Here is a 25,286-nt window from a genome sequence, read left to right as displayed (position 1 = left end):
AGCTTCTGCGCGCGGATGCGCAGGTCTTCCCGCATCACTGCGCAGTCTTGTCGCAGGTCTGCTGCACCTCGGGCATGGCCTCGACCTCGATCCAGCCGCCTTGCGCGTAGCTCCAGATAAAGCTGCGCCGCCCCTCACAGGCGATGCCATGCGGCAGGGTTCCGGGGTGGTGCCCCAGCCACAGACGCAGGTTGCGCACCAGATCCGGTGCTTCGATCACCAGAAGACCCTGCGCCTCGCCGCGCTCGATCGCGGCGGCGCGGGTGACCGTCCCCTGCTCGGAAAGCGCGATCGGCAGCAGGATCATGCCCAGGACCACGCGGGTCGCAAAGGTCCGGGGGCGCGGCGCGAGGGCCAGACCCGCCGCGCCGATCAGCGCCGCAAGCAAGACCCAAAGCCGCCCGGCCACAGACTGCCAAAGCAGCGCCGGACCGATGACCGGCACGGAAAGGGCTGCAAATCCGAAGGCATAGCCCGGCTTCATGCCGACCTGCGCCCAGGCGATCATCGCCACCGCCGCCGCCAGCCCCGCCGACCAGAGCAGATAGCCTAGCAGTCTGCCGCCCCACAGCGCCCGACGATACCGCAGCGCAAGCCCCCAGAACCCCAGATCAAGGAGCAGCACCAGACCGGCGAGCAGCGCATAGGAAAGAGGAAAGATCATCGGCTCAGGCTAACCCCGCCCCTGCCGCCCGTCCAGCCCGGCTCAGCGCAGCCGCGCCGCCACCTCGGCACAGGCCGCGGCCACGGCTGCTTCGACGCTCAGCGTCGAGGTGTCGATCACCACCGCATCGGCCGCGGGTTTCAGCGGCGCATCGGCCCGGTTCATGTCGCGCTCGTCGCGCTCCTTCACCTCGGCCAGCACCTGCGCCGCGTCGCCGCCGACCTCGAGCCAGCGCCGATGCGCCCGCACCTCGGGGCTCGCGGTGACGAAAAGCTTCACCTCGGCCGCCGGGCAAATGACCGTTCCGATGTCGCGGCCATCCAGCACCGCGCCGCCCTCGCGCCGGGCAAATTCGCGCTGAAACTCCAGCAGAGCCTGCCGGACCTCGGGGATCACCGCGACTTTCGAGGCCGCCTGCCCCGCTTCGAGCGTGCGCAGATCGTCCCGCGCCAGATCCTCGGGCGAGAGGCTCCGCGCGGCCGCAACCGGATCGCCGCCCTTCACGCCGACGGCCCGGTAAAGCGCCCCGGTATCGAGATGCGCAAAGCCGAACCGCGCGGCCACGGCGCGGGAAATCGTGCCCTTGCCAGCGGCAGCAGGCCCATCGATTGCCACGGTGAACATCATCTTGCACCTCGCGCGGGGGGTCAGCGTTGCAGTTGCGTATTTGGACCAAGAAAAAACGGCGGGCTTTTTCTTGGCTTAAATACGCTCTTTCGTCCTCAGTCCCGGGTGATGGTGGCGCCAAGCTGGCGCATCAGATCTTCGAAAACCGGGAAAGAGGTGGCGATGGGCGAGCCGTCATCGACCGAGATCGGCTGTTGCGACACGAGGCCAAGGATCAGGAAGCTCATCGCGATGCGGTGGTCGATATGGGTGGCGACGGTGGCGCCGCCCGGCACCCCATCGGCGCCAAGCCCGTGCACGATCAGCGTGTCGTCATCTTCCTCGACGCGGACGCCGCAGGCTTCAAGGCCGCGCGCCATCGCGGCGATGCGGTCGCTTTCCTTGACGCGAAGCTCGTGCACGCCGCGCATCACGGTGGTGCCGGTGGCGCAGGCGGCCAAAGCGGCCAGCACCGGATATTCGTCGATCTGGGACGCCGCGCGTTCGGGCGGAACCTCGATGCCGGTCAGGGCCGAATGACGCACGCGCAGATCGGCGACGGGTTCGCCGCCCTCTTCGCGTTCGTTCAGGAATTCGATATCCGCGCCCATTTCGCGGAGCGTCAGGAACAGCCCGTTGCGGGTCGGGTTCTGGCTGACACCGGGCACAAGGATGTCCGAGCCCGGCACCAGCAGCGCCGCACAGACCGGAAAAGCCGCCGAGGACGGATCGCGCGGCACCGCCACCTTTTGCGCCTTCAGTTCCGGCTGGCCCGTCAGGGTGATCCGGTTACCCTCGGGCGTGGCTTCCACCGTCACTTCGGCGCCAAAGCCGCGCAGCATCCGCTCAGTATGATCCCGGGTGGGCGTCTTCTCGATCACCACGGTCTGGCCCGGCGCGTTGAGGCCCGCCAGCAGCACCGCCGATTTCACCTGCGCCGAGGCCATTGGCGTCGTGTAGGTCACCGGCACCGGCTCGGCCGCGCCGATCACCGTCATCGGCAGCCGCCCCCCGGCCCGGCCATAGGAGCGCGCCCCGAAAAGGGACAGCGGATCGGTCACCCGCCCCATCGGCCGCTTGCGCAGCGAGGCATCGCCGGTGAAGGTCGCGGTGATCGGGCTCGTCGCCATGCAGCCCATGATCAGCCGCACGCCGGTGCCCGAGTTGCCGCAATCGATCACATCGGCGGGTTCGGCGAAACCGCCGACGCCGACGCCCTCGACCGTCCATTCGCCCTCGTCGGTGCGGGTCACGGTCGCGCCAAAGGCCCGCATCGCCTTGGCGGTATCGAGCACGTCCTGCCCCTCGAGCAGCCCCGAGATCTGGGTTTGGCCCACCGACAGCGCGCCAAGGATCAGCGCGCGATGCGAGATCGACTTGTCGCCCGGCACCTCGGCCCGGCCCGAAAGCGGGCCGCCCTTGCGCGACGTCATGCGGATGGGGGAACCGTGACCGGACATGATAGCCTCCCTGAATGTCAGCGCCCTGTTAGCGCACCGCGGCCAAAGCGAAAAGCCCCGCGTTTCTTCTTGGCACAAATACGCCCTTGTGCCTTCAGGGTTTGCGGAAGGTGGCGTAATCGGGCACCCGCCCCTCGCGAAGGGCCTTTTGCTCGTAACGCGTCGACAGCCAGTCGTCCCAAGGCGTGCCGCTGTGCGAGAGCAGGGTGAAGCCCGCTTTCGGCGCCTCGATCAGCGCCTGCTCCATGTAATTCGGAATGTCGGTGGCGACGCGGAATTCGGCGCCCGGCGACAGGATGCGGTGCAGCGCCTGCAGATAGCCCGGCGTGACGAAGCGGCGACGATGATGGCGGCGCTTGTGCCAGGGGTCGGGGTAATTCAGGAAGGCCTTGGCGATGCAGCCGTCGGGCAGCACCTCCATCACCTCGCGCACATCGCCGGGCCAGATCGCGACATTCGAAACGCCCGCGGTGCGGATCTTGCCCAGCAGCATCGCGACGCCATTGATGAAGGGCTCGCAGCCAAGGATATTCACCCCCGGATTGCGGGCGGCCATATGCACCATATGCTCGCCACCACCAAAGCCGACCTCGAGCCACAGGGGCGCGTCATTGCCGAAGATCGTGCCGGGATCGATGATCTCGCGGCCCGGGTTTTCCTCTTTCGAGATGCCACCCGGCGTGAGTGAGCCCAGATCCTCGCTGATATAGGTCTTTTGCGAGGCCCGCATCGTCTTGCCCGAGCGGCGGCCATAGAAATTGCGCCACTCCGGTTGCGGGGCGGGCACGGTGGTCTCGGGGGTGTCGGGGCTCTCGGTCATGGGGCCGCGGATTAGGGCGCAAAGGGGCCCCCGGTCAAGGGGGGATGGGCTGCGATGATGTCGCCAAGGCGACCCGCCGGGGCTCTGACCGAGCCCCCTCCCTGCCTTGTGCTTTTCCTTGGCAAAATACGCCGGGGGGTGCGGGGGGCGGAGCCCCCCGCGGGTCGCCTCGGGCTTGCCCGAGGCGAAATACCCTGCAACGCATTGAAAAAGGGGGCCCGAAGGCCCCCTTCCCCGTGATCTTTCGAAACCGGTTCAGACCGCTTTCTTGATCGCTTCGACCAGATCGGTACGCTCCCACGAGAAGCCGCCATCGGCTTCCGGGGCGCGGCCGAAATGGCCATAGGCCGAGGTGCGCGCATAGATCGGGCGGTTCAGATCCAGCTGCGTGCGGATGCCGCGCGGCGTCAGATCCATGCATTCGGCCACGATGCGTTCGATTTCCGCATCCGGAACCTCGCCCGTGCCATAGGTGTCAGCATAGATCGACAGCGGTTTCGCCACGCCGATCGCATAGGACACCTGGATGAGGCAGCGCTTCGCGAGACCCGCAGCCACCACGTTCTTCGCCAGATAGCGCGCGGCATAAGCGGCCGAGCGGTCCACCTTGGTCGGGTCCTTGCCCGAGAACGCCCCGCCGCCGTGCGGCGCCGCGCCACCATAGGTGTCGACGATGATCTTGCGGCCGGTCAGACCCGCGTCCCCATCCGGGCCGCCAATGACGAACGTCCCCGTCGGGTTCACCCACCATTCGGTCTTTTCGTCGATCCAGCCCGCCGGCAGCACCGCGCGGATATGCGGTTCGACGATCGCGCGGATGTCATCCGAGGTCTGGCTTTCATACTTGTGCTGCGTCGAAAGCACGATCGAGGTGACGCCGACCGGCTTGCCATCCTCATAGCGCACCGAAAGCTGCGATTTCGCATCCGGGCCGAGCGTCGGCTCGGCGCCCGATTTGCGCACCTCGGCCAGACGGCGCAGGATCGCATGGGCATATTGGATCGGCGCGGGCATGAGTTCCGGCGTCTCGTCGGTCGCATAACCGAACATGATCCCCTGATCGCCAGCCCCGTCCTTGTCGACGCCTTGCGAGATATGCGCCGATTGCGGGTGCAGGTAGTTGGCGAAGTTCAGCGTCGCCCAGTGGAAGGCGTCCTGCTCGTAGCCGATATCCTTGACGCAATCGCGGACGATCCCGTCGATACGGCCCATGAACTCGGCCAGTTTGGCTTTGTCGGAAAGACCCACTTCCCCGCCGACGACCACTTGGTTCGTGGTGGCAAAGGTCTCGCAGGCGACGCGGGCATTCGGCTCTTCGGCAAGGAAGGCATCCAGAACGGCATCGGAGATGCGGTCGCAGACCTTGTCGGGGTGACCCTCCGAGACGGACTCGGAAGTGAAGACATAGTTAGAACGTGACATGGGGAAGTGCTCCATTGATGTGTTCCCACCCCGCCAGGAAGCCGTTGGAGTGGTGAGCGGACGCTAGCCCCCGATTCTATGGCGGTCAACGCGCGATTTGCGCCCAAGCCCCCAAACGAGGGCAACTGCGGCGATAAGACCTGCCAGAAGCGGTCCATCGCCCATGCGGGCGTAAAGCGGCGCGGCAAGCGATCCGGGAAGTCGCACGTCGATCACGCCCTGCTGGCCCATACCAAGACTTTCAAGCACTTGCCCATGCGCATCGACGAGCGCCGAAATCCCGGTATTGGCAGACCGGGCGAGCGGCAGGCCGAATTCGATGGCGCGGAACCGCGCCTGCACCAGATGCTGCACCGGGCCCGACATCTCGCCGAACCAGGCATCGTTGGTGATCTGCAGCAGCCAGTCGGGGCGACGATCGGCGTGCATGTCCTGCGGGAAAACCGCCTCGTAGCAAATGAGCGGCTGCACGAGACCCGCCGTGCCGAGATCCAGAAGCTTGCGCGTCTCGCCCGCGGAATAGCCATTGCCCTCGCGCGCGGCAAAGGCGGTGATGCCGAACCGCGCCAGCGCATCGCCAAAGGGGATGTATTCGCCAAAGGGCACCAGATGAACCTTGTCATAGACCGGGCCGATCTTGCCCCCGGCCCCGATCATCGCCAGCGAATTGAAATAGCGCGGGCCGTCCTCGCGCTGGATGCCGACGGCGACCGGCACGTCATGGGCCGCCTCGGCGATCATCGTCAGACCATCGCCGGGGCGGTCGAGCAGGAACGGCACCGCGGTTTCGGGCCAGAGGATCAGATCGGGCGCGGGCTTGCCCGGCGCAGGCGGCTGGGCGGTCAGATCGAGGTGGCGGAAGAAGAATTCCTCGGCATATTCGGGGCGCCATTTCAGATCCTGCGGTGCGTTCGGTTGCACGATACGCAGATTGACCGGCGTGGCCCGCGGCGGGACCGGCTCGGCCAGCCGCAGCGCGCCGCCGACCCAAAGGCTCGCGACGATCGCGACGGAAACGCCCGCCGCAGGCAGGCGCCATTTCGCCCGCGGCATCAGCCAGGGCAGCACGGCGAGAAACAGCGTCAGCGCACTCAGCCCCATCGCGCCGACGAAAGCCGCGCCCTGCGCCAGCGGCGTGTCGATCCAGATATGACCGAACAGAACCCAGGGCAGCCCGGTGAAGATGTAGCTGCGCAGAAGATCGGCGCCGAAAAGCCCCACCGCCACGCCCGCCGCGCGCGAGATCACGGCCCCGCCCAGACGCGCGCCAAGGCTCATGCCCAAGGCCCAGAAAAGCCCCATGCCCAAAGCCATGAAAACAAGCGCGAAAGGCGCCATCCAGCCGTAGACCTCGGGCTCGACAAAGAAGGGCTCGACGATCCAGAACATCGCAAGCGCCGCATAGCCGGTGCCCGCCGCCAGACCGACGCGGAAAGGCGAGGTCGCTTGACCCAGCACGATCAGAAGCGAGAGCGCGACCAGCGCCAACCACCACAGCCCGAACGGCGCCTGTCCCAGCGCCACCCCCACCCCCAGAAGCGCGGCCAGACCCCAGACAAGGAATTTGACCGCAGGATTGTAAAGCGGGGGCACGCGCATGAAGTTTCCGTTCTGTTTATTCGGCGGCGACGCCCGGCAGCCGCACCCGCAGCCGCTTGACCCGGCGCGGATCGGCATCGACGACCTCGAATTCGACGCCGTTTTCCGCCACGATCACCTCGCCCCGGGTGGGCACGCGGTCGATCTGCATGAAGACCAGACCGCCCAAAGTGTCAATCTCGGCGCCTTCCTCGGCATCGGCCAGTTTCACGCCGATCTCGGCCTCGAAATCGGTCAGCGGCGTGCGGGCCTGCACCAGCCATTGGCCGGGCTTTTCAAGCTTCCAGAGGCCGTCTTCTTCCTCGTCATGCTCGTCCTCGATCTCGCCGATCACCTGTTCGATCAGGTCTTCGAGCGTCACAAGGCCATCAACCCCGCCATATTCGTCGATCACCAGCGCCATATGGATGCGCTGCACCTGCATCTTCTGCAACAGCACGCCGATCGGCATCGAGGGCGGCACATAAAGCAGCGGGCGCAACAGTTTGCGCAGCGAGAACCGGCCCGCGGCAGAGCCGAACCCATGCGCCAGCGCCAGATCCTTGAGCAGGACCAGCCCCATCGGGCTGTCGAGCGTGTCCTTGAACACCGGCAGGCGGGAATAGCCCTGGGTGCGGAAGACCTCGACCAGCTCATCGCGGGTGGTGGTGACCGGAACGGCGACGATCTCGGCCTTCGGCACGGCGACATCGCCCACCCGCATCTTGCGCAGGTTGCCCAGCCCCGGCAGGCCCGCGGGGGCTGCGGCAGCGCCGGCGGATTGCGCCTCGGCGGGATCGGCCTCGCCCGGAGAAGCGCCGAGCGCGCCAAAAATGCGCCCGAAAAAGCCTCTAGGCTGAGGTTCGTTGCTACTCTCGCCGGCTTCGGGGTCCGAAGCGGGCGCGGCGGCGGCGGAATTGCTTCCGTCTGCGACTTGTCCCATCTGTCCTTTCCAAATGTACCCGTGCGGGGCTAGACCTCGTAGGGATTTGCGATCCCCAGAGCGGCCAAGATACGCACTTCAATGCTTTCCATCAACTGCGCGTCAGCGTCGCGCACATGGTCATAGCCCAGAAGATGCAAAACGCCATGTATCACCAGATGTGTGACATGATCGTGAATCGATTTGCCTGCGGTTTCAGCTTCGCGCGCACAGGTCTGGAAGGAAATCGCGATATCGCCGAGGGAATCGCGCTCGCCCGGCACGAAGGGCTCGGGGAAATAGGGTTCCTCGCCGTCGTCCTCGGCGGCCAGATCCTGCGCGGGCCAGCTGAGCACATTCGTCGGCGTGGGCTTGCCGCGGAAATCGGCGTTCAGTTCGGCGATGCGGGCATCGTCACAGCCCATCAGACTGATTTCCCAGTCTTTCGCCTCCATCTCCTGATCGGCGAGCACAGCCCGCGCCGCGCGTTCCGAAAGCCCGGCAAGGTCGATCCCCTGCCAGGCCGCTTCCTCGATCAGACAATCAACCAGCGGTTCCTTCATCCGCCCGTTCATAAGCCCCAATGATCCGCGCCACAAGCGGGTGACGCACCACATCCTCGGCGGTGAAATAGTTGAAGGAAATCCCCTTCACCCCGGCGAGGATGCGTTCCGCATCGGCCAGACCCGAGGCGGTGCCGCGCGGCAGGTCGACCTGCGTGCGATCGCCGGTGATGACCATCCGGCTCCCCTGCCCCAGACGCGTCAGGAACATCTTCATCTGCATCGTCGTGGCGTTCTGCGCCTCGTCCAGCACGACGAAGGCATTCGAGAGCGTCCGCCCGCGCATGAAGGCCAGGGGCGCGATCTCGATGCGCTTTTCCTCCATCAGCTTCGCCATCTGCTTGGCGGGCAGGAAATCGTTCAGTGCGTCGTACAGCGGCTGCATGTAGGGATCGACCTTGTCCTTCATGTCGCCGGGCAGAAAGCCCAGACGCTCGCCCGCCTCGACGGCCGGACGGCTCAGGATGATCTTGTCGACCAGCCCGCCGATCAGCATCGTCACGCCGACCGCGACCGCGAGATAGGTTTTCCCCGTGCCCGCCGGACCGATGCCGAAGGCCATCTCGTTTTCAAACAGCGCGCGCACATAGGCCTTTTGCGCATCCGTCCGCGGCTCGACCTGCTTCTTGCGGGTGCGGATTTCGTACTTGCCTGCCGCGAACATCTCCAGCTGTTCATCGACCGAGACCCCGTCGTGGCCCAGATCCGACATCCGGATCGCCGCGTCGATCTCGCCCGCGTCGATCGCCTTTCCCGCCTCGAGCCGCGCATAAAGCGCGTTCAGAACCGAGGCCGCCTGCCCCTGCGCCTCGGCCGTGCCCACCACCGCCAGCTGATTGCCGCGGCGGAGGATATGGACCGACAGCTTGTGCTCGATCTGGGCGAGGTTACGGTCGAATTCTCCGCAAAGATCGATCAGCAACCGGTTGTCGGGATACTCGAGAAGCGTCTCGTAAGCGTCCTGAGTGCGGGGCGGGGGTGTGATCGCGCTGAAGCCCAATAACGTCTCCCTTGGCTGGCGTGGTAAAGATATGGTGCACCCCACCCCCGGGCGACGCAAGCGCTGGTTTGCGCGAAACCACTGGTGCGCGAAAAAATTCATCTCAGCGACATGAAAGCGGCCGCGCAAGGCGTTGCGCGGCCGGATTGCCCGAATTTTGGGCGAATGCTGATTTCCCGATCAGAGGTAGTCAGGAACCGGCGAGCCTTCCTTGAACGGCCCGACGACGGTGTTCGGCGGCGCAGCGCCCGAGCAGATCGGCTTGCCGTAATCATCGACGCGCTCGGACATGTAGCCCTCGACGCCGTCATCGATGATCCAGTGATCGCAGCCCTCGGGGTCGACCCAGACACCGGCCTTGAGCGTGCTCAGATGGTGGGCGTTGATGCCGCGGTCGATCGACTTGTCGGGACCATAGCTATTGTCGCAGCCCGCCATCGCCAGCGCGGCCGCACCCAGAAGCAGGAGTTTCGTTGCGTTCATCGTCTCGCCCCTCACTTCACACAGATCACTTCGACGCGGCGGTTCTGCGCCATGCCCGCGGCGGTGGCGTTCGTCGCTTTCGGCATCCGCTCGCCATACCAGTTCACCGCCAGCACCGGCGCGCCGACCTGTTGCGCCACCCCGGCGACGGCCTCGGCGCGGCCTTTCGACAGGCGCATGTTGTATTCGTCCGAGGCGCGGCTGTCAGTGTGGCCGGTGATGATGAAGCTGCGCGCTTGCGCGGATTGGAAGAACTGCTGCAGATACCCGCGGCCCGAGGCGGTCAGTTTCGCGCTGTCGGTGGCAAAAAGCGTGTCGGTCTGCAGCACGCCACAGACGTTGCGGTGGCACACCGGGCGACCGTCGCGGGTCTTGCGCGCGTCCATGTAGCCCTCGGTGCCGTCATCCATCGCCCAGTGTTCGCAGCCATCCGGGTCAATCCAGATCGCCGGAATATAGGTTTCGGCCTTTTGCTGTGCGGCAACCGGGCCCATCGAAGCTGCCAGCGCAAGGGCCGCAGCCCCAAGGCCCGCCGCAACCGGTTTCAATCCTCGGGTCAATCTTGTCATCCCCACACAAGCCTCCTCGAATGGAACAACCCCGGCAAAACCGGCGTGTTAACGAATTTGGCTCACAGTAACAAAACCTTGAGACAAGGAAAGGGCTTTCGCCCCGTTATTGTGGCAGAAAAGGGAACAAACCGGTTGATAATTCGCAAGAATTGCTCCGCCCCGGTGTCATTTCCCCGAGGCCCGGAACAATCGGAAGGCGTTTTGGCCCTACCCCAACGGGTCAGAGCAATTCGCCCGCCAGCGAGTTCGGCGCCGAGGCGGTGATTCTCACCTGCGCAAGCGTACCCGGCCCGATCCCCTCGCCCTTCACGTGCACGGCATGCAAGTGATCGGACTTGCCGACCCATTGCCCGGGCAGACGGCCGGGTTTCTCGAACAGCACGCCGACGGTGCGACCGACCATCGAGAGCTGGGTGGCCTTCTGCTGCGCGGTGATCAGCGCCTGCAATTCCTGCAGCCGGGCATCGGCCACTTCGGACGCGACGCCCTCGCGACCGGCCGCAGGCGTGCCCGGACGCGGCGAATATTTGAACGAAAACGCCGCGCCAAAGCCCACGGCCCGGATCAGATCGAGGCTCGCCTGATGATCGGCATCGGTTTCACCGGGGAAACCGACGATGAAATCCGAAGAAATCAGGATGTCGGGCCGCGCGGCGCGGATGCGCTCGATCAGCCGCAGATAGTCCTCGGCGGTATGCTTGCGGTTCATCGCCTTCAGCACCGGATCGGCGCCCGATTGCACCGGCAGATGCAGATAGGGCATCAGCTTCGGCTCTTCGCCATGCGCGGCAATCAGGTCGTCGGCCATGTCGTTGGGGTGGCTCGTGGTGTAGCGGATGCGCTCGAGCCCGTCGATCCGGGCGAGGTCGCGCACCAGACGGCCAAGGCCCCAAGTGCCGCCCTGCCCGTCCCCGTGGTAGGCGTTCACATTCTGCCCGAGCAGCGTGATCTCCTTCACGCCTTTCGCAACCAGCTTTTCGGCTTCCGTCAGGATGCGCGCGACGGGGCGCGAGATTTCGGCGCCGCGCGTATAAGGCACGACGCAGAAGGCACAGAACTTGTCGCAGCCCTCCTGCACGGTCAGAAAGGCCGTGGGTCGCGCCTGCACCGGGCGCTCGGGCAGCTTGTCGAACTTGTCCTCGGCGGGGAATTCGGTATCGACCGGACGCTCGCCGCGCGCCACCGCCGCCACCATCTCGGGCAGGCGGTGGTAATTCTGCGAGCCGACGACCAGATCGACGAGCGGCATCCGCCGCATGATTTCCTCGCCCTCGGCCTGCGCGACGCAGCCCGCGACGCCAATGGTCAGACCGGGCTTCGCCTCCTTGAGGGGGCGCAGACGGCCAAGGTCGGAGTAGACCTTTTCGGCAGCCTTTTCGCGGATGTGGCAGGTGTTGAGCAGCACCATGTCCGCCTCGGCCGGATCATCGGTCAGGGTATAGCCCTGCACGCCCATCGCCTCGGCCATGCGCTCGCTGTCATAGACGTTCATCTGACAGCCATAGGTCTTGATATGCAGCTTTTTCGGCGCGTCGGACATGGGGGCCTCCCGGGGTTGGCGCCCGATACCGCAAACGCGCTGCGCAAGCAACCGCGCGAGAGGCTTGCATTCCCCAGCCCCTTCCGCGACGTTGCGCAAAAAGGGGCAGACAGGCATGGATTACGCTTCCCAGACCGCGTTCCTGAGCGTCGCGAAAAAGGTGCTGGCCAAGGCGCCGGTGGCGGTGATCCTGGTCGAGGATCTGACCGAGGTCGACAGTACGATCCGCCATCACCTGAAGCTCGGCTTTCGCACCGTTCTGGTCTGCGCCCCCCCGACGCTTGCGCTGCCCGAGGATCTTGCAGCGCAGATCCACCGCATTCCCTGGATCTCGAGCGGGCCCGAGGCCTTCCTTGAGGCCATGAACCCGCTGATCGCCGCCGCGCCCGCCGGGACCTGGATGTATTACGGTTTCAACGCGGAATATCTCTTCTATCCCTTCTGCGAGAGCCGCTCGGTGCGCGAGTTGCTGGCCTTCCACAGCGAAGAACGCCGCTTCGGGATGCTGAGCTACGTGATCGACCTTTACGCCGCAGATCTGGACAAGAACCCCGACGGTGTGAACCTCGCCGAGGCGATGCTTGACCGCGCGGGCTATTACGCGCTTGGTCGGCCCGATCCCGCGAACCGCAACCACCCGCGCGATCGGCAGCTGGATTTCTTCGGCGGGCTGCGCTGGCGCTTTGACGAGCACATCCCGGCGGCGCGGCGCAAGATCGACCGGATCGCCCTTTTTCGCACCGCGCCGGGTCTGGTGCTGCGGGCCGATCACACGCTCTCGGATGAGGAGCTGAACACCTATGCCTGTCCGTGGCACCACAATCTGACCGCGGCGATCGCCTCGTTCCGCGTCGCCAAGGCGCTCAAGCGCAACCCCGGCTCGACCTATGACATCTCGACCTTCCGCTGGCACAATTCGGTGCCCTTCGACTGGTCAAGCCGCCAGCTGCTGGATCTGGGCCTGATGGAACCGGGGCAGTGGTTCTGAAACGCCGCGCAGGGTGTGTATGGTTTGCCACTCAAACTTGCCGCAATGACAACGAAACGCCGCAAAATTGACACTTGCAGCTTCCGCAATGGCGATTCGGGACTTCCTCGAGCGGCATCCCCCGGTTTTGAAGCGGTTTTGGCAAGATTGCCCCCCTAATCCTCAGGGATTGAGGACCCGGCGGTTTCAGGGCAAAGCAAGGAAGCCAGAATTGCCAGCCGGATCATGACCTCAGCGCTTCCCCGCCTCACACTCAGGTTCGACCCCGCGCCCGGCGAAGCGCCGGCCTCATATCTGTCGCGCCTCGCCATGCGGAATGGCGCCAACCTGGAGAGCTTTGCCGTCCTGATCGGGATCGACCTTTCCGATCTGATCGACGGCGCGCCCCACGCGATCGAGGGGCTTGCGCAGATCGCGGACACGGATCCTCGCCCCCTCCGATCTGCCAGTTTTTCGCGCGTGAGCACCCGCAGCTTCGAGCGCAACGGCAATGTCTTTCCGCGCCAAGCCGTGCGCAGCCCCACCACGCGGATCTGCCCCGATTGCCTGCGTGAAGATGCCCGAGGTTCTGGCCTGCCGCATCAGATCGGCATGGCCTTTCGCTCGAATTGGCAGGTTCCCTTCCTCCGAGCCTGCCCCCGCCACAACCGCGCTCTTGTCGAGGTCTGGACCGACAGCGACCGGACCAAGCGCCACGATTTCGCAACGCGGATCGGCCTCTTCATGCCGCAGGTGATAACCGGCGCCCTGGACACGCCCTCCCTGCCAGTCTCGCCGTTCGAACAATGGCTCGTGCGGCGCCTTGATGGAGAAACCACCGGACTCTGGCTAGACAGGTTCGAGCTGACCGCCGCCGCGACCTTCACCGAGCTTCTCGGGCGCTCCCTTCTGCTGGAGAAATTCCCACGCTCGCTGAAGCTCAGTCCGGTGCGATGGCGCATGGCGGCCGATGTCGGCTTTTTCTCGGCCTCTCAGGGCGAGGCGCAGATCCGCGAGGCGCTCCTCCATCTTCAGGCACGCGACGGGTCGCCGAACGATGGCCTGCATGCGCGCCTCGGCCCCCTTTACGACCGTTTTTCGCGTGATCTCGAGGGCCCGGAATTCACCCCGTTTCGCACCCTCCTGCGCGAGCACATTCTTGCGACATGGCCGCTCGCCCCCGACGACGACGTGCTGGGCCACCGGGTCGAGAAGCGCCGCCTCCATTCCATCCGCTCGCTGTCGAACGCGACGGGCATGGGCACGGACCGTCTGCGCAAGGCCCTCGTCGATGCCGGACTGGTTCCTGAAACTTCGGCAAGGCGCGCAGCGTGGGACCTGTTCGACGCCGATGCCGCAGAGGCGCTGGTGCGCCCGATGCTCGAAGGCCTTGGCTGGACCGATGTGATCGAGCGCTTCAACTTCCCGCGCGACCAGCTTGAGATCATGGTCAAGGCGGGGTTCATCTGTCCGCTTCCGACCGGCGCGGACACCTATCCAAGCTTTCATCCCGCCGAAATCCAGAGCTTCCTTGATCGCCTCTTGCTCGGGGGTGTGGCGACATCTCAGGCCATGCACGACTTTCACGACATCCCCTCGGCCTGCCGTCGGCTCGTCTGTTCCGCAAGGGAAATCGTGGGGCTGATCTTCGACGGGAAGCTGAAAAAGATCAGTCGGCACACCGGACGCGAGGGCTATCTCGCGGTGCTCGTCAATGTCCGGGAAATTCGCCCGCTCCTGCTGCGAGCCAAGGCGACGGGTCTTACCGTGGAGCAGGCGGCGGAGCGCTTGGGCGTAACCCAGGTTCAGATGCGCGCGATGATCCGAGATGGCGTGATGAAGGCAGACTTCGCCCCGAACCCAGTGACCGCAAAGCCGCAATACTATGTGACCGAGGCGCATATAAGCGATTTTCGCACGGAGTTCATGACCTGCAAGGAACTCGCCGACTGGCTTCGCCTCGATCGGGACGCGACCAGGAAACAGCTGAAAGAGGTTGGAGTTCATCCGATCGGTCCGCCGGAGAAGCCCTACGGGTTCACCTACCGTCGATTGCGGATCCACGAGCGCTTCGTTCAAGCCCTGCAGCGCGGTGCGGGTCAGGCTGTCATCGACATGGACGCAGGCTCCTGAAGCATGCGTCAACTTTGTCATCCACCCTCGGGGAAGCGCGTGCGATCAGTGATCTGCTTGCCAAGATGCGCTGTCGCCTGCGGTCGGTCATGGCTCACGCGAGCATGACGCGCGGCGCCTTCGAAGAGGGCGGAAAGCGGACGGTGGCCGCGCCGTGCGGTTCCGCGATCGCGTCCCGAAAGCAGTCATTCGATGGAGGGGGTGGGCCTGCCGTCGAACGTTCTCCAGCCTGGCTCAGCCTTCGAATTCGGGATAAGGTCCGTTCAAAAAAAGAAAATCACGCAGCGCCTCGACGTACGCAAACAGCGCTTCGTCGTTTTCGAATTCGATGTCCGTTCTGCGCGCGTAATCGTCAGCGGTCAGAGACCGGTTTTCCAAGACATAATCGAAATTCCAACGCAGGTGCTCAGACCATTCGCTCGACCACCCGAGTTCTTCTTTCAATTTGTCCGGGCCATACACGTTCGCCCCGCAATAGAGGAACATGTCATCCAGCCAAGCCTGGGTCCGCAGGTCGAGAGATTTCATTGTCGCGCTTCCATCGGATACATCGTGACCAGCACAGGCTCGTCGCCAATCCCGGCCAATGCCGCCAAAAAAGTCATTCCGGAAATGGTCCGCGTTGGAAAAGAAAGTCGAACATCGCCCGAAGGTAGCCGTACATCTCTTCGTCATTGTCAAAATGGAACCCGATATCCTTTTCGTATTCGTCGGCAGTCAACGGCCTGTACCGCAAGACCGCCTCGAAGCGTTCCCGGAATCGGCGCGAGTCATCAGGGTCAATCTCAAGACCCGCCTTCAAGGCGTCGGGATCGTAGGTCTCCGGCCCACAAAGCAGGAACATAGTCCTTTTCCAACTGTCTAGGCTGACCATTTTCTACCTCGTGATCGGGTACATGGTGACGAGCGCAGGTTCACTGCCCTGCACATGGCGGAATACAGCCAGCAGGTTGCCACGATCGAAATCTGCGCTGATGGCGCCTCCGCCGGCAGTCCTGACTCCCTCTACGAGGCGCAGGTAGTCCGGGCCAAGCGCGTCCTCCAAAGGAAGAACGACGAGGAAGCTGCCGCGCTGATATGCCGGTTCGAATTGCGCAGCGTCTCGAGCCGCGCGATATTCGGGCGTTCGCCGCACGAAGCGCTCGGCGGCAACGAATGCCTCAGGCGACGTGATACGGCTGGCAATCGGTGGCGCGCGGTGCGGTCTCCCGGTCACGCCGTCTCTCGAAGTCCCGGTCATCGGATCTATGCCGAGCAACACGCGGTCGATCAGCATCTGTCGAGTGACCGCGCCTTCGTGACGCTGCGGGCCGTGTCCCTGCGTTGCCAACTCGGCAAATCTGCGCGCGACGAAGCTGTCGACCGTGGCGCTCCGCATGGCGATCATGCCGTCGATGCGCAGGGCAGCCGAGCGCAAGCCGACGATTGCTGCCCGCGGCGAGAGCCGTGCTACCCCTACCCCAAGCCGTGCGAGCGTCGTCGTAAGGGCCACGCCCCCGAGCGTTGTCGCTGCGTCCAGATAGGCGACGTCGCGATAGGCCTTGAGCAATGCGTCTTCCGAGGCGAGCCCGAGACGGAATTCGAGGTCGAGCAGACGCAGGTCCGCGTGTCTGGCGTCGAAATAGTCGACGAAGGCTTCGCTCAGTTGGCGGACGGTCTCGGCGTCGAGATCGGCGAGCGCTCGAATGGCGCTGGCCAGGCTTTCGCGCATGGCGAGGCGCTCGGCCTCCTCCTCAGGCGTGATCACACCGAACAGGCGCCGGTAACCAAGCCACGAAAAGCGGAACAGATTGTAGACCGAAATCGCACCGCCTGCTGCTGCATCTGCCGCTGCGTCGGTGAGCCCGTCGGCTTGCGCCTGGGCTATCCTCTCGCTGAGGTCTGGAGATGTCGGGAAATCTGTGAGCAGGATCGTTCCGTCGACGATCGCCGGTTCGGCGACGCATCGGCAGTTGTAGCCGTGACCGGGCGGACCATCGGGGAATTCGTCTTGCCAGGAATAGACCCTGTCATCGCGTTCGGCGTGCGCCGCGCGGACCTTCTCATCGTCCTGCGTCCGCCAGACAAAATGGGTCACGCCCAACCGTCGCTGGCGCCATTCGTTGATCTGGGTCAGAAATCGACGCGCGAGCCAATCGGAAAGTGTCGAAACATCGGCGTCAGCAACGCTCGGGTCAGTGGTTGCCATGATCGCTGAAGCCTGTTCCGAAAAGTCAGCCCGCTCGCGGGAAATCTCGGTCTCTACGTCTTCGACAGTCGGATCAGCGACGATGCCTGCACGCGCGAACGCTCCCGTCAAGGCGGACCAATTCTCTGCCGCAAGCTCGCGCAGCCGCTGTTCAAATGCATCCGTAACGGTACTGTCCAGTCGCGCGTGCTTTAGCTCCATCGCAAGTTCAATCGCACGAAGGCCGAGGACAATGGTCGCGTGGCCGCCGTGTCGTACGAACTGGTTGAAGCTGACAAATGAACTCATGGTTCCCCCTGCAGATGTCGGGGAACCTACCTCACTTTGGGCCTAGAAGCGTTAACGAACCGTTCGGTCCCAGAGAAGGTTGGATTTGGGTGGCGTTCGGTCGTGCTTGGCGGAGTGAGGTGCCCCTAGTTTATTGACACTGACCTGCCCCCAGCGATAGCCGGCTCGGGATTTTTCTGCACCACACCATAAACGGCCGCTTCGGGGCAACCGCACCGCCGCATGAAGCCCGTTTCGACCGACCGCAATGGGCCGAACTCGTCACTCGGACCGATCTCGCAAGGTCTCGGGAGTGAATACGCCCAAAATTTACAATTGGATACCTAGTATTTCTTCGAAGTTGCGCCCCATCCGCTGCTCCGCCAGAAGCACCACCATCGCCGCAGCACGCGCGTCTTCCGCGGCGTCGTGATGCGCGAAGTCGAGTCCGAGACGGTCCTTCAGATGCGCGAGGCCATGCCCCCCGTCGCCGCGGAATTCGGGCGAAGCGCAACGGGCGATCTTGACACTGTCTTGCCACAGCCATGAGGGAGCCCGCAGTCCTGCGAGTGCGAAGGCTCCCGCAATCGCGCGCGGATCGAAACCGCTGTGCTGAAAGATCACGTGACGGTTCAGCAGCGGCTCAAGCACTGCGATGACATCGAGAAACCTCGGCGCACCGCACACTTCTACCGGCCCGATCCCGTGCAGGCGCGTGTTGAAAGGGGAAAAGGGAACTTCCGGATCGATATAACTCGACCAGCTGTCGATCAGTCCGTCGTGGCGCACACAGGCAAGGCCGATCTGACAGATGCTCGCGCAATCTCCGTTTGCGGTTTCGACATCCAGCGCGAGAAAACGATACTCAGCGCCCGGAAGCGGCGGAATTTCGCGCGATGTCGCACGGGCAGGCGCGGCCTTGGCGTGAGATGTGGCGCAGCCCTCAAGCAACCGGGCACATATCCCGGGCAAAACCCCTGCCTCCAACCGTGAGCTGCATGCGTCTGCGCGCAGCAGACCATCACCGAGATAGGGGTGATACGGTTCGAATATGAGGTTGGGCGAAGCCGCGAACAAATCCACCTCCGCCCCCTCGGCCCACTGCGCGAGCGTCTTTTCAAGGGGCTGTGCATCGGTGCCGGAAGCGAGCTCAAGAAACCCGTCATGGCGATCAACCTGATACCCGACGCCTTGCAAAGCCAGCGCAAGCGTCGCGGTCTTCACGGTGCCGCACCCCGTCGCAAGAAACCAGTTTCCCGGCCCGATATTCACGATGGCGGATTGCGCAAAGCCGGCGGCATGGTAATGGCAGCGCGCCTCGGCGAGGAGGTCAACCGCGGTCCGATCCATGTAGACCGGGGTCTGATTACCCGCATAGATATCGCGCATCTTTTCGATCACCCGGTCGTGGATCAGCCCGGGCTCGCCCCCGAACCGGGGCGGCACTCCCCCCTTCGCGGGCTCGACCATGATGACCTTCGCGTCGGTGTCGATTTCTCGAACACTCCAGCGACGTCCCGAGAAGATCAGCATCATTCCGGGGGCAAGGATATTGTCGAGCGGGATTGTTCCGAGGTCGCGGCCCGCCGAAATCAGCCGGTATTCCTCGGGCGTCGGGAAAACGGCATAGAACCCATAGTGCTCGACCAGTTTTTCACCGCGCAGGCCGAGCAACAGGAGCCCGTTGGCGGCCTGTTCGATCAGCCCGGCCTCGGCGCGTCCGATCGCCCGCAATACGTCCGTGAAGAGCAGCGGAGAGACCTGACGGAAAGGACCTTCCCTGCACAGCAGCCGATACAGCTGTGAAGCCGAAGCGCCGCCCTGGCCCGCAATCACCGAGAGAACCTGATGCACAAGCGTCGATAGATGCAGCTGATCAGCGCGCGGAGGCTCGCACCAACCCTCAAGCAAAAGCTCGATCATCGCCACCGCTCGCACAAGGCCGAGACGAAGCCTGTCGACAAGCCCGCTTTGCGGCGTCAACCGCGTCTCGACAGAATACTGCCGCAAGATCGCTGGTTGGCCCGCGCGGCGACCCGAACGGCCAAGCCGCTGGCGCAAGGCGGCCACGCTGAACGGCGCGCCGATCTGCGCCACGCAGGTGACATCCCCGATGTCGATGCCCAGTTCGAGCGTCGATGTGCAGATCGCGGTTGTAGGTTGGGTCCGGTCCTTCAGCCGCTTTTCGACGAAATCGCGATGTTCGCGCGACAAGGAGGCATGGTGAGGATAGAATTCCTGCGGCAGGCGGGCCTCTTCGCAGCGCGCACGCAGCCGGTCGGCATAGATTTCAACGGACTGCCGCGCCCCGGCAAAGACCAGATTGTCACTTCCGCGCAGATGATCGAAGAGATGCGCGGCAATCGCATCGGTGGCCGAGGGGCCGCTTTCGTTATCCTCACCCGAGAGGTAACCGCGCAGTTGCAAGCGCAACTCTGCCTCGCCCCCCGACGCCTCGATCAGCGCGACCGTTTCGGGGGCGTCGGGGCGCAGATAGCGCCGTGCAAGGCCCATGTCGCCCAGCGTCGCCGAAAGGCCGATCCGCCGCAAGGAATGGCCCGTGGCCTGTTCCAGCCGGGTGAGAAGCGAGCGCACCTGCACGCCGCGCTCGCTGTCGAGGATGGAATGGAGTTCATCAAGCACCACGCTGCGCGTCGCGCCGAACAGGCGCGGGATTTCAAGCCCGCGCCGCACGAACAGCGCCTCGAGCGATTCCGGCGTGATCAAAAGGATGCCGCGCGGGGCCTTGAGGGCGCGCGCTTTCACCGAGGCCGCGACATCGCCATGCCACGGCACAACGGGCAAGCCGCTCTCGGCACAGATATCCTCAAGCCGTCGCGCCTGATCGGTGATCAAGGCCTTGAGCGGACCGATATAAAGCAGATCAAAGCCAGGCTCGGCGGCGGGTTCCTCCAGCACCTGCGAAATCAGCGGCAGGAAGGCCGCCTCGGTCTTGCCCCCTGCCGTGGCGGCGGCGAGGATCAAATCGCCTTGCCCGTCGCAAATCGCGCAAATCGCGCGGCTCTGAATGTCGCGCAACTCGCGCCACCCCTGCGCGCGGATCCATTTCTGAACCGGGCGGGCGAGTTTCTCGAAAGCGCCGCTCACGCCCTTCCCCTACAGCCGGAAACTGACAAGCTCGTCGTCACCTTGCGGCGGCGTTGCCCCGATCGTTTCGTCGACATCGCTCATGTCATCGCCCTGATCGGGGCGCACCTCGATGCCGGTGATCAGATCGGACCAGGCGACGCCGGGATTTTGTTGCAGCACGGCCAGAAGGTTGACGAAGGCGGTGACCGTGTTGCGCGGGGTGCGGAAATAAGCCTCGCCGATGCGTTCCGAACAATGCGCCATGAAGGCTTCAAGCGCGGCATCGGGAACCATGTCGTCTTCGTGCTGCATGACCGCGCGGATGTTGTGCAAGAGCACGAACAGATCCTCGGGCGTCAGGCTGGCAAGCCGCATCACTGGCCCGGACAGATCAACCAGCCCGTCGCGCGCGAAGCTGTTTTCCGCAAGCCGCGATTGCAGCGCCTCGTAGCTGTAAAGACCGCGCCGGGTGTTCATCAGGAATTCCGGTGTGCCCCCCATCAGGAACCCCAGATTTTCGGCGCTGCCTTGCAGCACATCATTGAGAATGCGCAGAATCTGCTCGTAATTCGCGTTACGGGCCTGCGCCGAGGTCAACTTGAACAAGTTCACCATCTCGTCGAGCCCGACGAGCAGCCCCTTGTAGCCCGCAGCGCGCACGAAGGCCGACATCAGCTTGAGATGATCATAAACGCTCGCATCGTCGACGATCGTGCGCACGCCGAGCGCCTTGCGCGCATCGGTGCGGGTGGAGAATTCTGCGCGGAGCCAACGCAGCGCCGCTGATTTCAACTCTTCATCGCCCGCCTCGTGCCCTTCCCAGTAGCGGCGGATAACCTCGGCAAAATCGAAACCGCCGGTCAACTCCTCGAAATGCGCCAGTCGCGAACGGATCACCATGGACGTCGGCGTATCGGTCTGTTCCGCCTCGCGTTGCGCTTGCGAGACGAAGCGTTCGACGACACTGGCCAGCGCCCCGCCATCCGACTTAGTGCGGGTCGAAAGATTGCGCGCCATCTCGGCGTAGAGCCCTCGGGCCTGCCCACCGGAGGCATGCAGACGTCGATCCGGGGCCAGATCGGCATACATCACCACGAGTCCCTTTTCCAACGCCACCAGCCGGATCAGGTTCATGAAGAACGTCTTGCCCGACCCGTATTCGCCGATCACGAAGCGGATTGCTGCACCGCCATCGGCGATGCGTTCGATATCCCGAACCAGTTCCTCGATTTCGCGCACACGGCCAACCTGAAGGTGCCGAAGCCCCTGCTTTGGGACGACACCAGCGCGCAGCGCCTGCACGATCGCATCCCGCTCACGGGGTTTAAGCGTCGACATTCTCTTCCTCCTTGGCAAATTGCCCCCGCACCGCAGCGGCAATCTGCGGCGACACGTCATATCCGTCGTAAGCGTCCAGAAGCGCCTCGCCGTGCGTCTCGAAAGCCCATTCGTTGATCGCCTCCAGCGCACCGGCGGGCATCAGCCCGTGCCGTTTGCAGGCGGCATCGAACGCCTCTTCGGTCAAATGGGTGCAGTTGATAATTTCGAGCACCAGCGCGGAAGCGGCCGGGTCCAGCCCCTTGATGACCGGATCTTTGCCGCCGGAAGCGGCAGACTCGGGCTGCGATGCCTCCTCCTGCTCCTCGCCAGGCGCGCCGAAAATCTCGCCCAAGACCGAGGAAACGCGGGCCGTATCCGAGCGGATCACCGCGATAAGCGCCGGATCGAGCGCGCGCCGGGGTGCCGATGCCTGATCCGGGATCGGCTCGCCCGGGGCTCCGGCGCTGGAGGGCCTGACCCGAACCGGGACATCATCGCCAGCATGGATATCGGAGTAGACAAGCCCCGGATCGAGGCCAAGCGTACGATAGAGCTTCTCGATCTGCGCGACTTCCTCTGGCTGAATCAAGCCATCGGCGTGGGCGGCGGCCACCAGCGCGGCACGCAGGGCGCTTTGCATGTCGGGGCCGGCCTCCTTGAGCTTGCGGCGCAAAAGCGCGATGTCGGGCGGCACGGCAAGGTGCCATTCCATGTTGGCTTTCAGCTGTAACCGCTCAGGTTCAGAGATTTGGTCTGCCCGCGCGATCCGCGCCAGAAGCGCCTGCCGCTCCGGTTCGGACACCACACCATCGGCCAGCGCGACCACGGCGCCAAGCGCCAGTTCGAGCAGCGCCAGCCGGTAGGCCGCAGACACATCCTCCAGATTCTCGACCGGTGCCTCGAGCGCAAAAATCACCAGCGGCTCGTCGATTTTCGGGGCGCGCAAGGCAAAGCGCGGATCGGGCGCAAGCCCGAAGCCGATGCGGGCCAGCGTGTCGGCAGCACCCGTCAGCTGAGCCTTGGTAAGTTTATCGGGCCGCTTGTCCTCGAGCCTGGCGATCATCTCCACTGCTGGAACAATCCCTCCCGCGGCCACGCGCTCCGATGCCCAGGCCCTCAGCGCTTCCAGCTGCTTCGAGGGGAACAGTTCACGCAATTCAGGTGGCAGCAAGGCATGGGCCTCAAGACTCCCACGACCTTCCGGGTTGCGCCCAAGATAGCGGCTGAACCTTTCAAGCGCTTCCGTAACCTCATCGGCGATTTCCTGGGCGATCTCGACTGGCTTCCGGACGCCCGAAATATCGGGCAAAGGCTTGCCGTCGAGCCTGGGCGATAGATCGGCATGAAACTCCTGCGACGCGGCCTGATACCGGGCGTCGAGGGTCTTGCGGGGCTTGGTGACCTTCAGGCCCTCGGGAAATCGCTCTTCGAAACGCAGCCGAAAAAGCGCGCGAAATTCCTCGGCGCAGCGTTTCGATGCGGTTCGCATCGGATGCTCGGGATGGCAGATCAGCCAGCTGAGCGTCCAATCCCAGCCAAGCGGTTCCCCCTGCGCAATTTTTGTTCCGATCGCGGCCTTCACGCCGAAAGGCAGTTCCCAGCCTTGAAAATCGAACACAGGCTCCGACGCGGCGGGATCACGAACCGCGATCTGCGCGATCTGAATGAACTCGCCCAAATAGAACTGGGCTGAACCGTCTCGCGCATAAATCGCGGCGAGGCGCCGAACCTCCTCGAGAATTTCAATCTTTTCCTCTTCGGGCGCCTGATCGATGAAGAAACGACGTTCCAGTCCGTAGAAATACAGGAACATGTAGCCCGGGTTATAGCTGGCATCCTGACGCCCATCCGCGAGCCAGTCGAGATAGGTGGCTCGACAAATCGGCGAGATCTCCGAATAGCTCGGCCAGTAGGGAATTGGGCGGCTTTCCTTGTCAGCTCCAACAGTGGCAACCGGAAGCGCAGGGTCAATGAACGGACGGCTCTTGGTGTAATATCCGTCACCGCCGAGGCGCAGCGGAGTGCCAAAATAGATCATTCCGCCGATGCTTCGTCCGGCCAGATCGACTTGTTCACCGCGTGGTACCCATCCCTGTCGCGCCTCCGCCGAGCGTGTGCAATTTTCCTGCGCGTCAACATGCTCATCTCCCCGAGGCTTCAACCGCTCCAGATTCCGCTCAACCTGAGCCTGCCTGAGCTCTTCGATCCTCTTGAGACGCGCACGGCGGGCTTCGGAGATTGGTTCGTCCTCGAAAATGGCAGGGCCTGCAGCGGCAACCGGTCGCGAACCCGTTTCGTCCGCACGCGCGCAACTGTCCTGCGCGGTCCAGCGGTCATCACCCCGCAAGTTTGGATATCCCAGATTTCGTTGTTTCTGTGCCTGTCGGAGCTCTTCGATCCGCTTGAGGCGCGCACGGCGAGCCTCGGAGATTGGCGCGTCTATCAAGGTCGTGGGTCCAATGACTTCGCCCGCGTTCGAAGCCTGATCGGTCTCGCGCCTCGCCTCCAGTTCCGCCTGACCTTGCATTTTCGGCGCCGTTGCGCCGACCACATGCCATTCGGAACGCGCATATGGTGCGCCCTCGCCATCTCGCTCGACTCGGCCCACCTGCATTTCGTCCCATTGAGGCTCCGCGGCCTGTGGCGAAGAATTTGCGAATCTTGTGACCGGAATCGGCGGCAGGATCCTAGGTCCAACCTGGGAGTTTTCCGCCAGAGGCTGGTATTGAGCGGCTTGCAAGTGTTCCCTCATGCGCCGCCGTTTGCGGCGCCGTCTCTCTTGCGCCGAAACCAGAAGCACTGGGGCTCCGAAGGCCAGCGCCATCTGCGCGCCGACGGGCCAATCTTGCAGCGCCAGCACGACCACGAACATGCAAACCACAAAATACAGTGCGAAAAAGAAGATGACCCGAAGGACAGTGACAAGGGCGGCGAGCATTGCGGATCTCAAATGTCTGCGGTGGATATCGCATCAGTCTGAGCGATCGCTGAAATTTAAGCAACAAGCCTAAGCGATCCGACAACACGGATTGGCTTCGAAACAGATCCGGGGAACCGTTTGGAGAACGTCGGGTCCACCTCCATCTTCTCGGTGATCGGCTCTCATCTACCAGCACGAAAATGCTCGAATCGTCGTCCGCCTGCTTGCTGTTCTTCAGCGCCGCATCGAACTTGTTGATGATCGTGGTGACCAGCCGCGCCTTGTTCCGAACGAGTTCCAACAGTGAGAGCCGCTCGTCGCCCGGATCGGCTTGAGGTCGCAGGATTTGAAAGTATCCTTGATCTGGTTGTCGAGATCATCGCGGTCCGTCACGATGAGGATCCGCGGGTTGCGGCTGTCGGGGCTGCGGGCATGGCAACCGCCACGGTGCAGCATGGTGTTCTCGCCGTCCGTCTTTTCGGTGATTATCAGACCTTGCGTTGTGAAAACACCTTCTCTCACCTCGCCCGATGCTGAACATGGCGGCGGGAGGCGGCGTTGTCACCTGTTTCGGCGCCGGGCGGGGGCGCCGCCGGGCAGGTTCCCGGCCAGAAGCCACTCACGACGGCTCTTTTCGCATCGCGGATGTCCCGGGCATGAATCGCGCCGCCACATTTTCGCATTGCCGGGATCGGAGCGGGGAAGGCGGTGCCCGGCATTGGACGCTGCCACCCCACAGCGAGATAAACGCCACGCAGTTCAGTTTTTCGC

Annotated in this window: 21 protein-coding genes and 1 riboswitch; of the genes, 2 read left to right on the top strand and 19 right to left on the bottom strand. The window is 64.0% G+C overall.

The window, feature by feature from the left end; translation table 11 throughout:
* Positions 1 to 34: 34 nt before the first annotated feature.
* From C8J30_RS11180 to miaB, 12 genes are all read right to left on the bottom strand, one after another.
* Entirely contained in the window at positions 35 to 664 is a 630-nt protein-coding gene (locus C8J30_RS11180) for a hypothetical protein (protein WP_110805940.1), read from the bottom strand.
* 42 nt (positions 665 to 706) lie between these two features.
* Positions 707 to 1,291 carry a (d)CMP kinase gene (locus tag C8J30_RS11175; RefSeq protein ID WP_110805939.1) on the bottom strand — a complete coding sequence of 195 codons (585 nt, stop codon included), beginning with the start codon at positions 1,289 to 1,291 and terminating at the stop codon, positions 707 to 709.
* Between the two features lie 95 nt (positions 1,292 to 1,386).
* A complete protein-coding gene (aroA, locus tag C8J30_RS11170; RefSeq protein ID WP_110805938.1) occupies positions 1,387 to 2,730 on the bottom strand; it encodes a 3-phosphoshikimate 1-carboxyvinyltransferase in 1,344 nt (447 codons plus the stop codon).
* 94 nt (positions 2,731 to 2,824) lie between these two features.
* The gene (gene trmB, locus C8J30_RS11165) at positions 2,825 to 3,550 is read right to left on the bottom strand and encodes a tRNA (guanosine(46)-N7)-methyltransferase TrmB (protein ID WP_110805937.1); all 726 of its coding nucleotides are present in this window, start codon (positions 3,548 to 3,550) and stop codon (positions 2,825 to 2,827) included.
* A 255-nt stretch (positions 3,551 to 3,805) separates the two neighbouring features.
* Positions 3,806 to 4,972 (bottom strand): methionine adenosyltransferase, encoded by a 1,167-nt coding sequence (metK, locus tag C8J30_RS11160; protein WP_110805936.1) that lies wholly within the window; start codon positions 4,970 to 4,972, stop codon positions 3,806 to 3,808.
* Positions 4,973 to 4,979: 7 nt separating this feature from the next.
* Positions 4,980 to 5,028, bottom strand: a riboswitch (SAM-SAH riboswitch).
* 7 nt (positions 5,029 to 5,035) lie between these two features.
* Complete coding sequence (gene lnt, locus C8J30_RS11155; protein WP_110806051.1) at positions 5,036 to 6,571, bottom strand: apolipoprotein N-acyltransferase; 1,536 nt, start codon at positions 6,569 to 6,571, stop codon at positions 5,036 to 5,038.
* Positions 6,572 to 6,587: 16 nt separating this feature from the next.
* The gene (locus C8J30_RS11150) at positions 6,588 to 7,493 is read right to left on the bottom strand and encodes a transporter associated domain-containing protein (RefSeq protein ID WP_110805935.1); all 906 of its coding nucleotides are present in this window, start codon (positions 7,491 to 7,493) and stop codon (positions 6,588 to 6,590) included.
* 29 nt (positions 7,494 to 7,522) lie between these two features.
* Entirely contained in the window at positions 7,523 to 8,035 is a 513-nt protein-coding gene (gene ybeY / locus C8J30_RS11145; RefSeq protein ID WP_110805934.1) for an rRNA maturation RNase YbeY, read from the bottom strand.
* Positions 8,016 to 9,035: a PhoH family protein gene (locus C8J30_RS11140; protein WP_110805933.1), complete on the bottom strand. Its 1,020-nt coding sequence runs from the start codon at positions 9,033 to 9,035 to the stop codon at positions 8,016 to 8,018. The genes ybeY and C8J30_RS11140 overlap by 20 nt, the downstream gene beginning before the upstream one ends.
* Positions 9,036 to 9,215: 180 nt before the next feature.
* Positions 9,216 to 9,518, bottom strand: a complete 303-nt coding sequence (locus tag C8J30_RS11135) for a hypothetical protein (RefSeq protein ID WP_110805932.1) — start codon at positions 9,516 to 9,518, stop codon at positions 9,216 to 9,218.
* 11 nt (positions 9,519 to 9,529) lie between these two features.
* On the bottom strand, positions 9,530 to 10,087 hold the full coding sequence (locus C8J30_RS11130; RefSeq protein WP_110805931.1) for an OmpA family protein: 558 nt from the start codon (positions 10,085 to 10,087) through the stop codon (positions 9,530 to 9,532).
* Between the two features lie 223 nt (positions 10,088 to 10,310).
* Positions 10,311 to 11,630: a tRNA (N6-isopentenyl adenosine(37)-C2)-methylthiotransferase MiaB gene (gene miaB, locus C8J30_RS11125; protein WP_110805930.1), complete on the bottom strand. Its 1,320-nt coding sequence runs from the start codon at positions 11,628 to 11,630 to the stop codon at positions 10,311 to 10,313.
* A 115-nt stretch (positions 11,631 to 11,745) separates the two neighbouring features.
* Here miaB and C8J30_RS11120 point away from each other — a divergent pair, with 115 nt between their 5' ends.
* Both C8J30_RS11120 and C8J30_RS11115 read left to right on the top strand, forming a co-directional pair.
* Positions 11,746 to 12,618 carry a glycosyltransferase family protein gene (locus C8J30_RS11120; protein WP_110805929.1) on the top strand — a complete coding sequence of 291 codons (873 nt, stop codon included), beginning with the start codon at positions 11,746 to 11,748 and terminating at the stop codon, positions 12,616 to 12,618.
* Between the two features lie 225 nt (positions 12,619 to 12,843).
* Positions 12,844 to 14,730: a TniQ family protein gene (locus tag C8J30_RS11115; RefSeq protein ID WP_110805928.1), complete on the top strand. Its 1,887-nt coding sequence runs from the start codon at positions 12,844 to 12,846 to the stop codon at positions 14,728 to 14,730.
* Positions 14,731 to 14,964: 234 nt separating this feature from the next.
* Here the strand turns inward: C8J30_RS11115 and C8J30_RS11110 are convergent, their stop codons facing one another.
* The 7 genes from C8J30_RS11110 to C8J30_RS18865 all read right to left on the bottom strand — a co-directional run bounded on the left by C8J30_RS11110 (position 14,965) and on the right by C8J30_RS18865 (position 24,971).
* Positions 14,965 to 15,258 carry a hypothetical protein gene (locus C8J30_RS11110; protein ID WP_110805927.1) on the bottom strand — a complete coding sequence of 98 codons (294 nt, stop codon included), beginning with the start codon at positions 15,256 to 15,258 and terminating at the stop codon, positions 14,965 to 14,967.
* 73 nt (positions 15,259 to 15,331) lie between these two features.
* A complete protein-coding gene (locus C8J30_RS11105) occupies positions 15,332 to 15,574 on the bottom strand; it encodes a hypothetical protein (RefSeq protein WP_074555898.1) in 243 nt (80 codons plus the stop codon).
* Between the two features lie 33 nt (positions 15,575 to 15,607).
* Positions 15,608 to 17,206, bottom strand: a complete 1,599-nt coding sequence (locus tag C8J30_RS11100) for a phage minor head protein (protein ID WP_110805926.1) — start codon at positions 17,204 to 17,206, stop codon at positions 15,608 to 15,610.
* A 309-nt stretch (positions 17,207 to 17,515) separates the two neighbouring features.
* Positions 17,516 to 20,293 carry a DEAD/DEAH box helicase gene (locus C8J30_RS11095; protein ID WP_181420853.1) on the bottom strand — a complete coding sequence of 926 codons (2,778 nt, stop codon included), beginning with the start codon at positions 20,291 to 20,293 and terminating at the stop codon, positions 17,516 to 17,518.
* A gap of 9 nt (positions 20,294 to 20,302) precedes the next feature.
* Positions 20,303 to 21,613, bottom strand: a complete 1,311-nt coding sequence (locus C8J30_RS11090; protein ID WP_110805925.1) for an ATP-binding protein — start codon at positions 21,611 to 21,613, stop codon at positions 20,303 to 20,305.
* A complete protein-coding gene (locus C8J30_RS11085; protein WP_245909782.1) occupies positions 21,600 to 24,533 on the bottom strand; it encodes a tellurite resistance TerB family protein in 2,934 nt (977 codons plus the stop codon). The genes C8J30_RS11090 and C8J30_RS11085 overlap by 14 nt, the downstream gene beginning before the upstream one ends.
* A gap of 216 nt (positions 24,534 to 24,749) precedes the next feature.
* The gene (locus C8J30_RS18865; protein ID WP_220033719.1) at positions 24,750 to 24,971 is read right to left on the bottom strand and encodes a hypothetical protein; all 222 of its coding nucleotides are present in this window, start codon (positions 24,969 to 24,971) and stop codon (positions 24,750 to 24,752) included.
* Positions 24,972 to 25,286 lie beyond the last annotated feature (315 nt).

The sequence above is a fragment of the Rhodobacter viridis genome (assembly GCF_003217355.1).
In the GTDB taxonomy this organism is placed as follows: Bacteria; Pseudomonadota; Alphaproteobacteria; order Rhodobacterales; family Rhodobacteraceae; genus Rhodobacter; species Rhodobacter viridis.
This window is presented reverse-complemented; position numbering and strand designations above follow the sequence as displayed.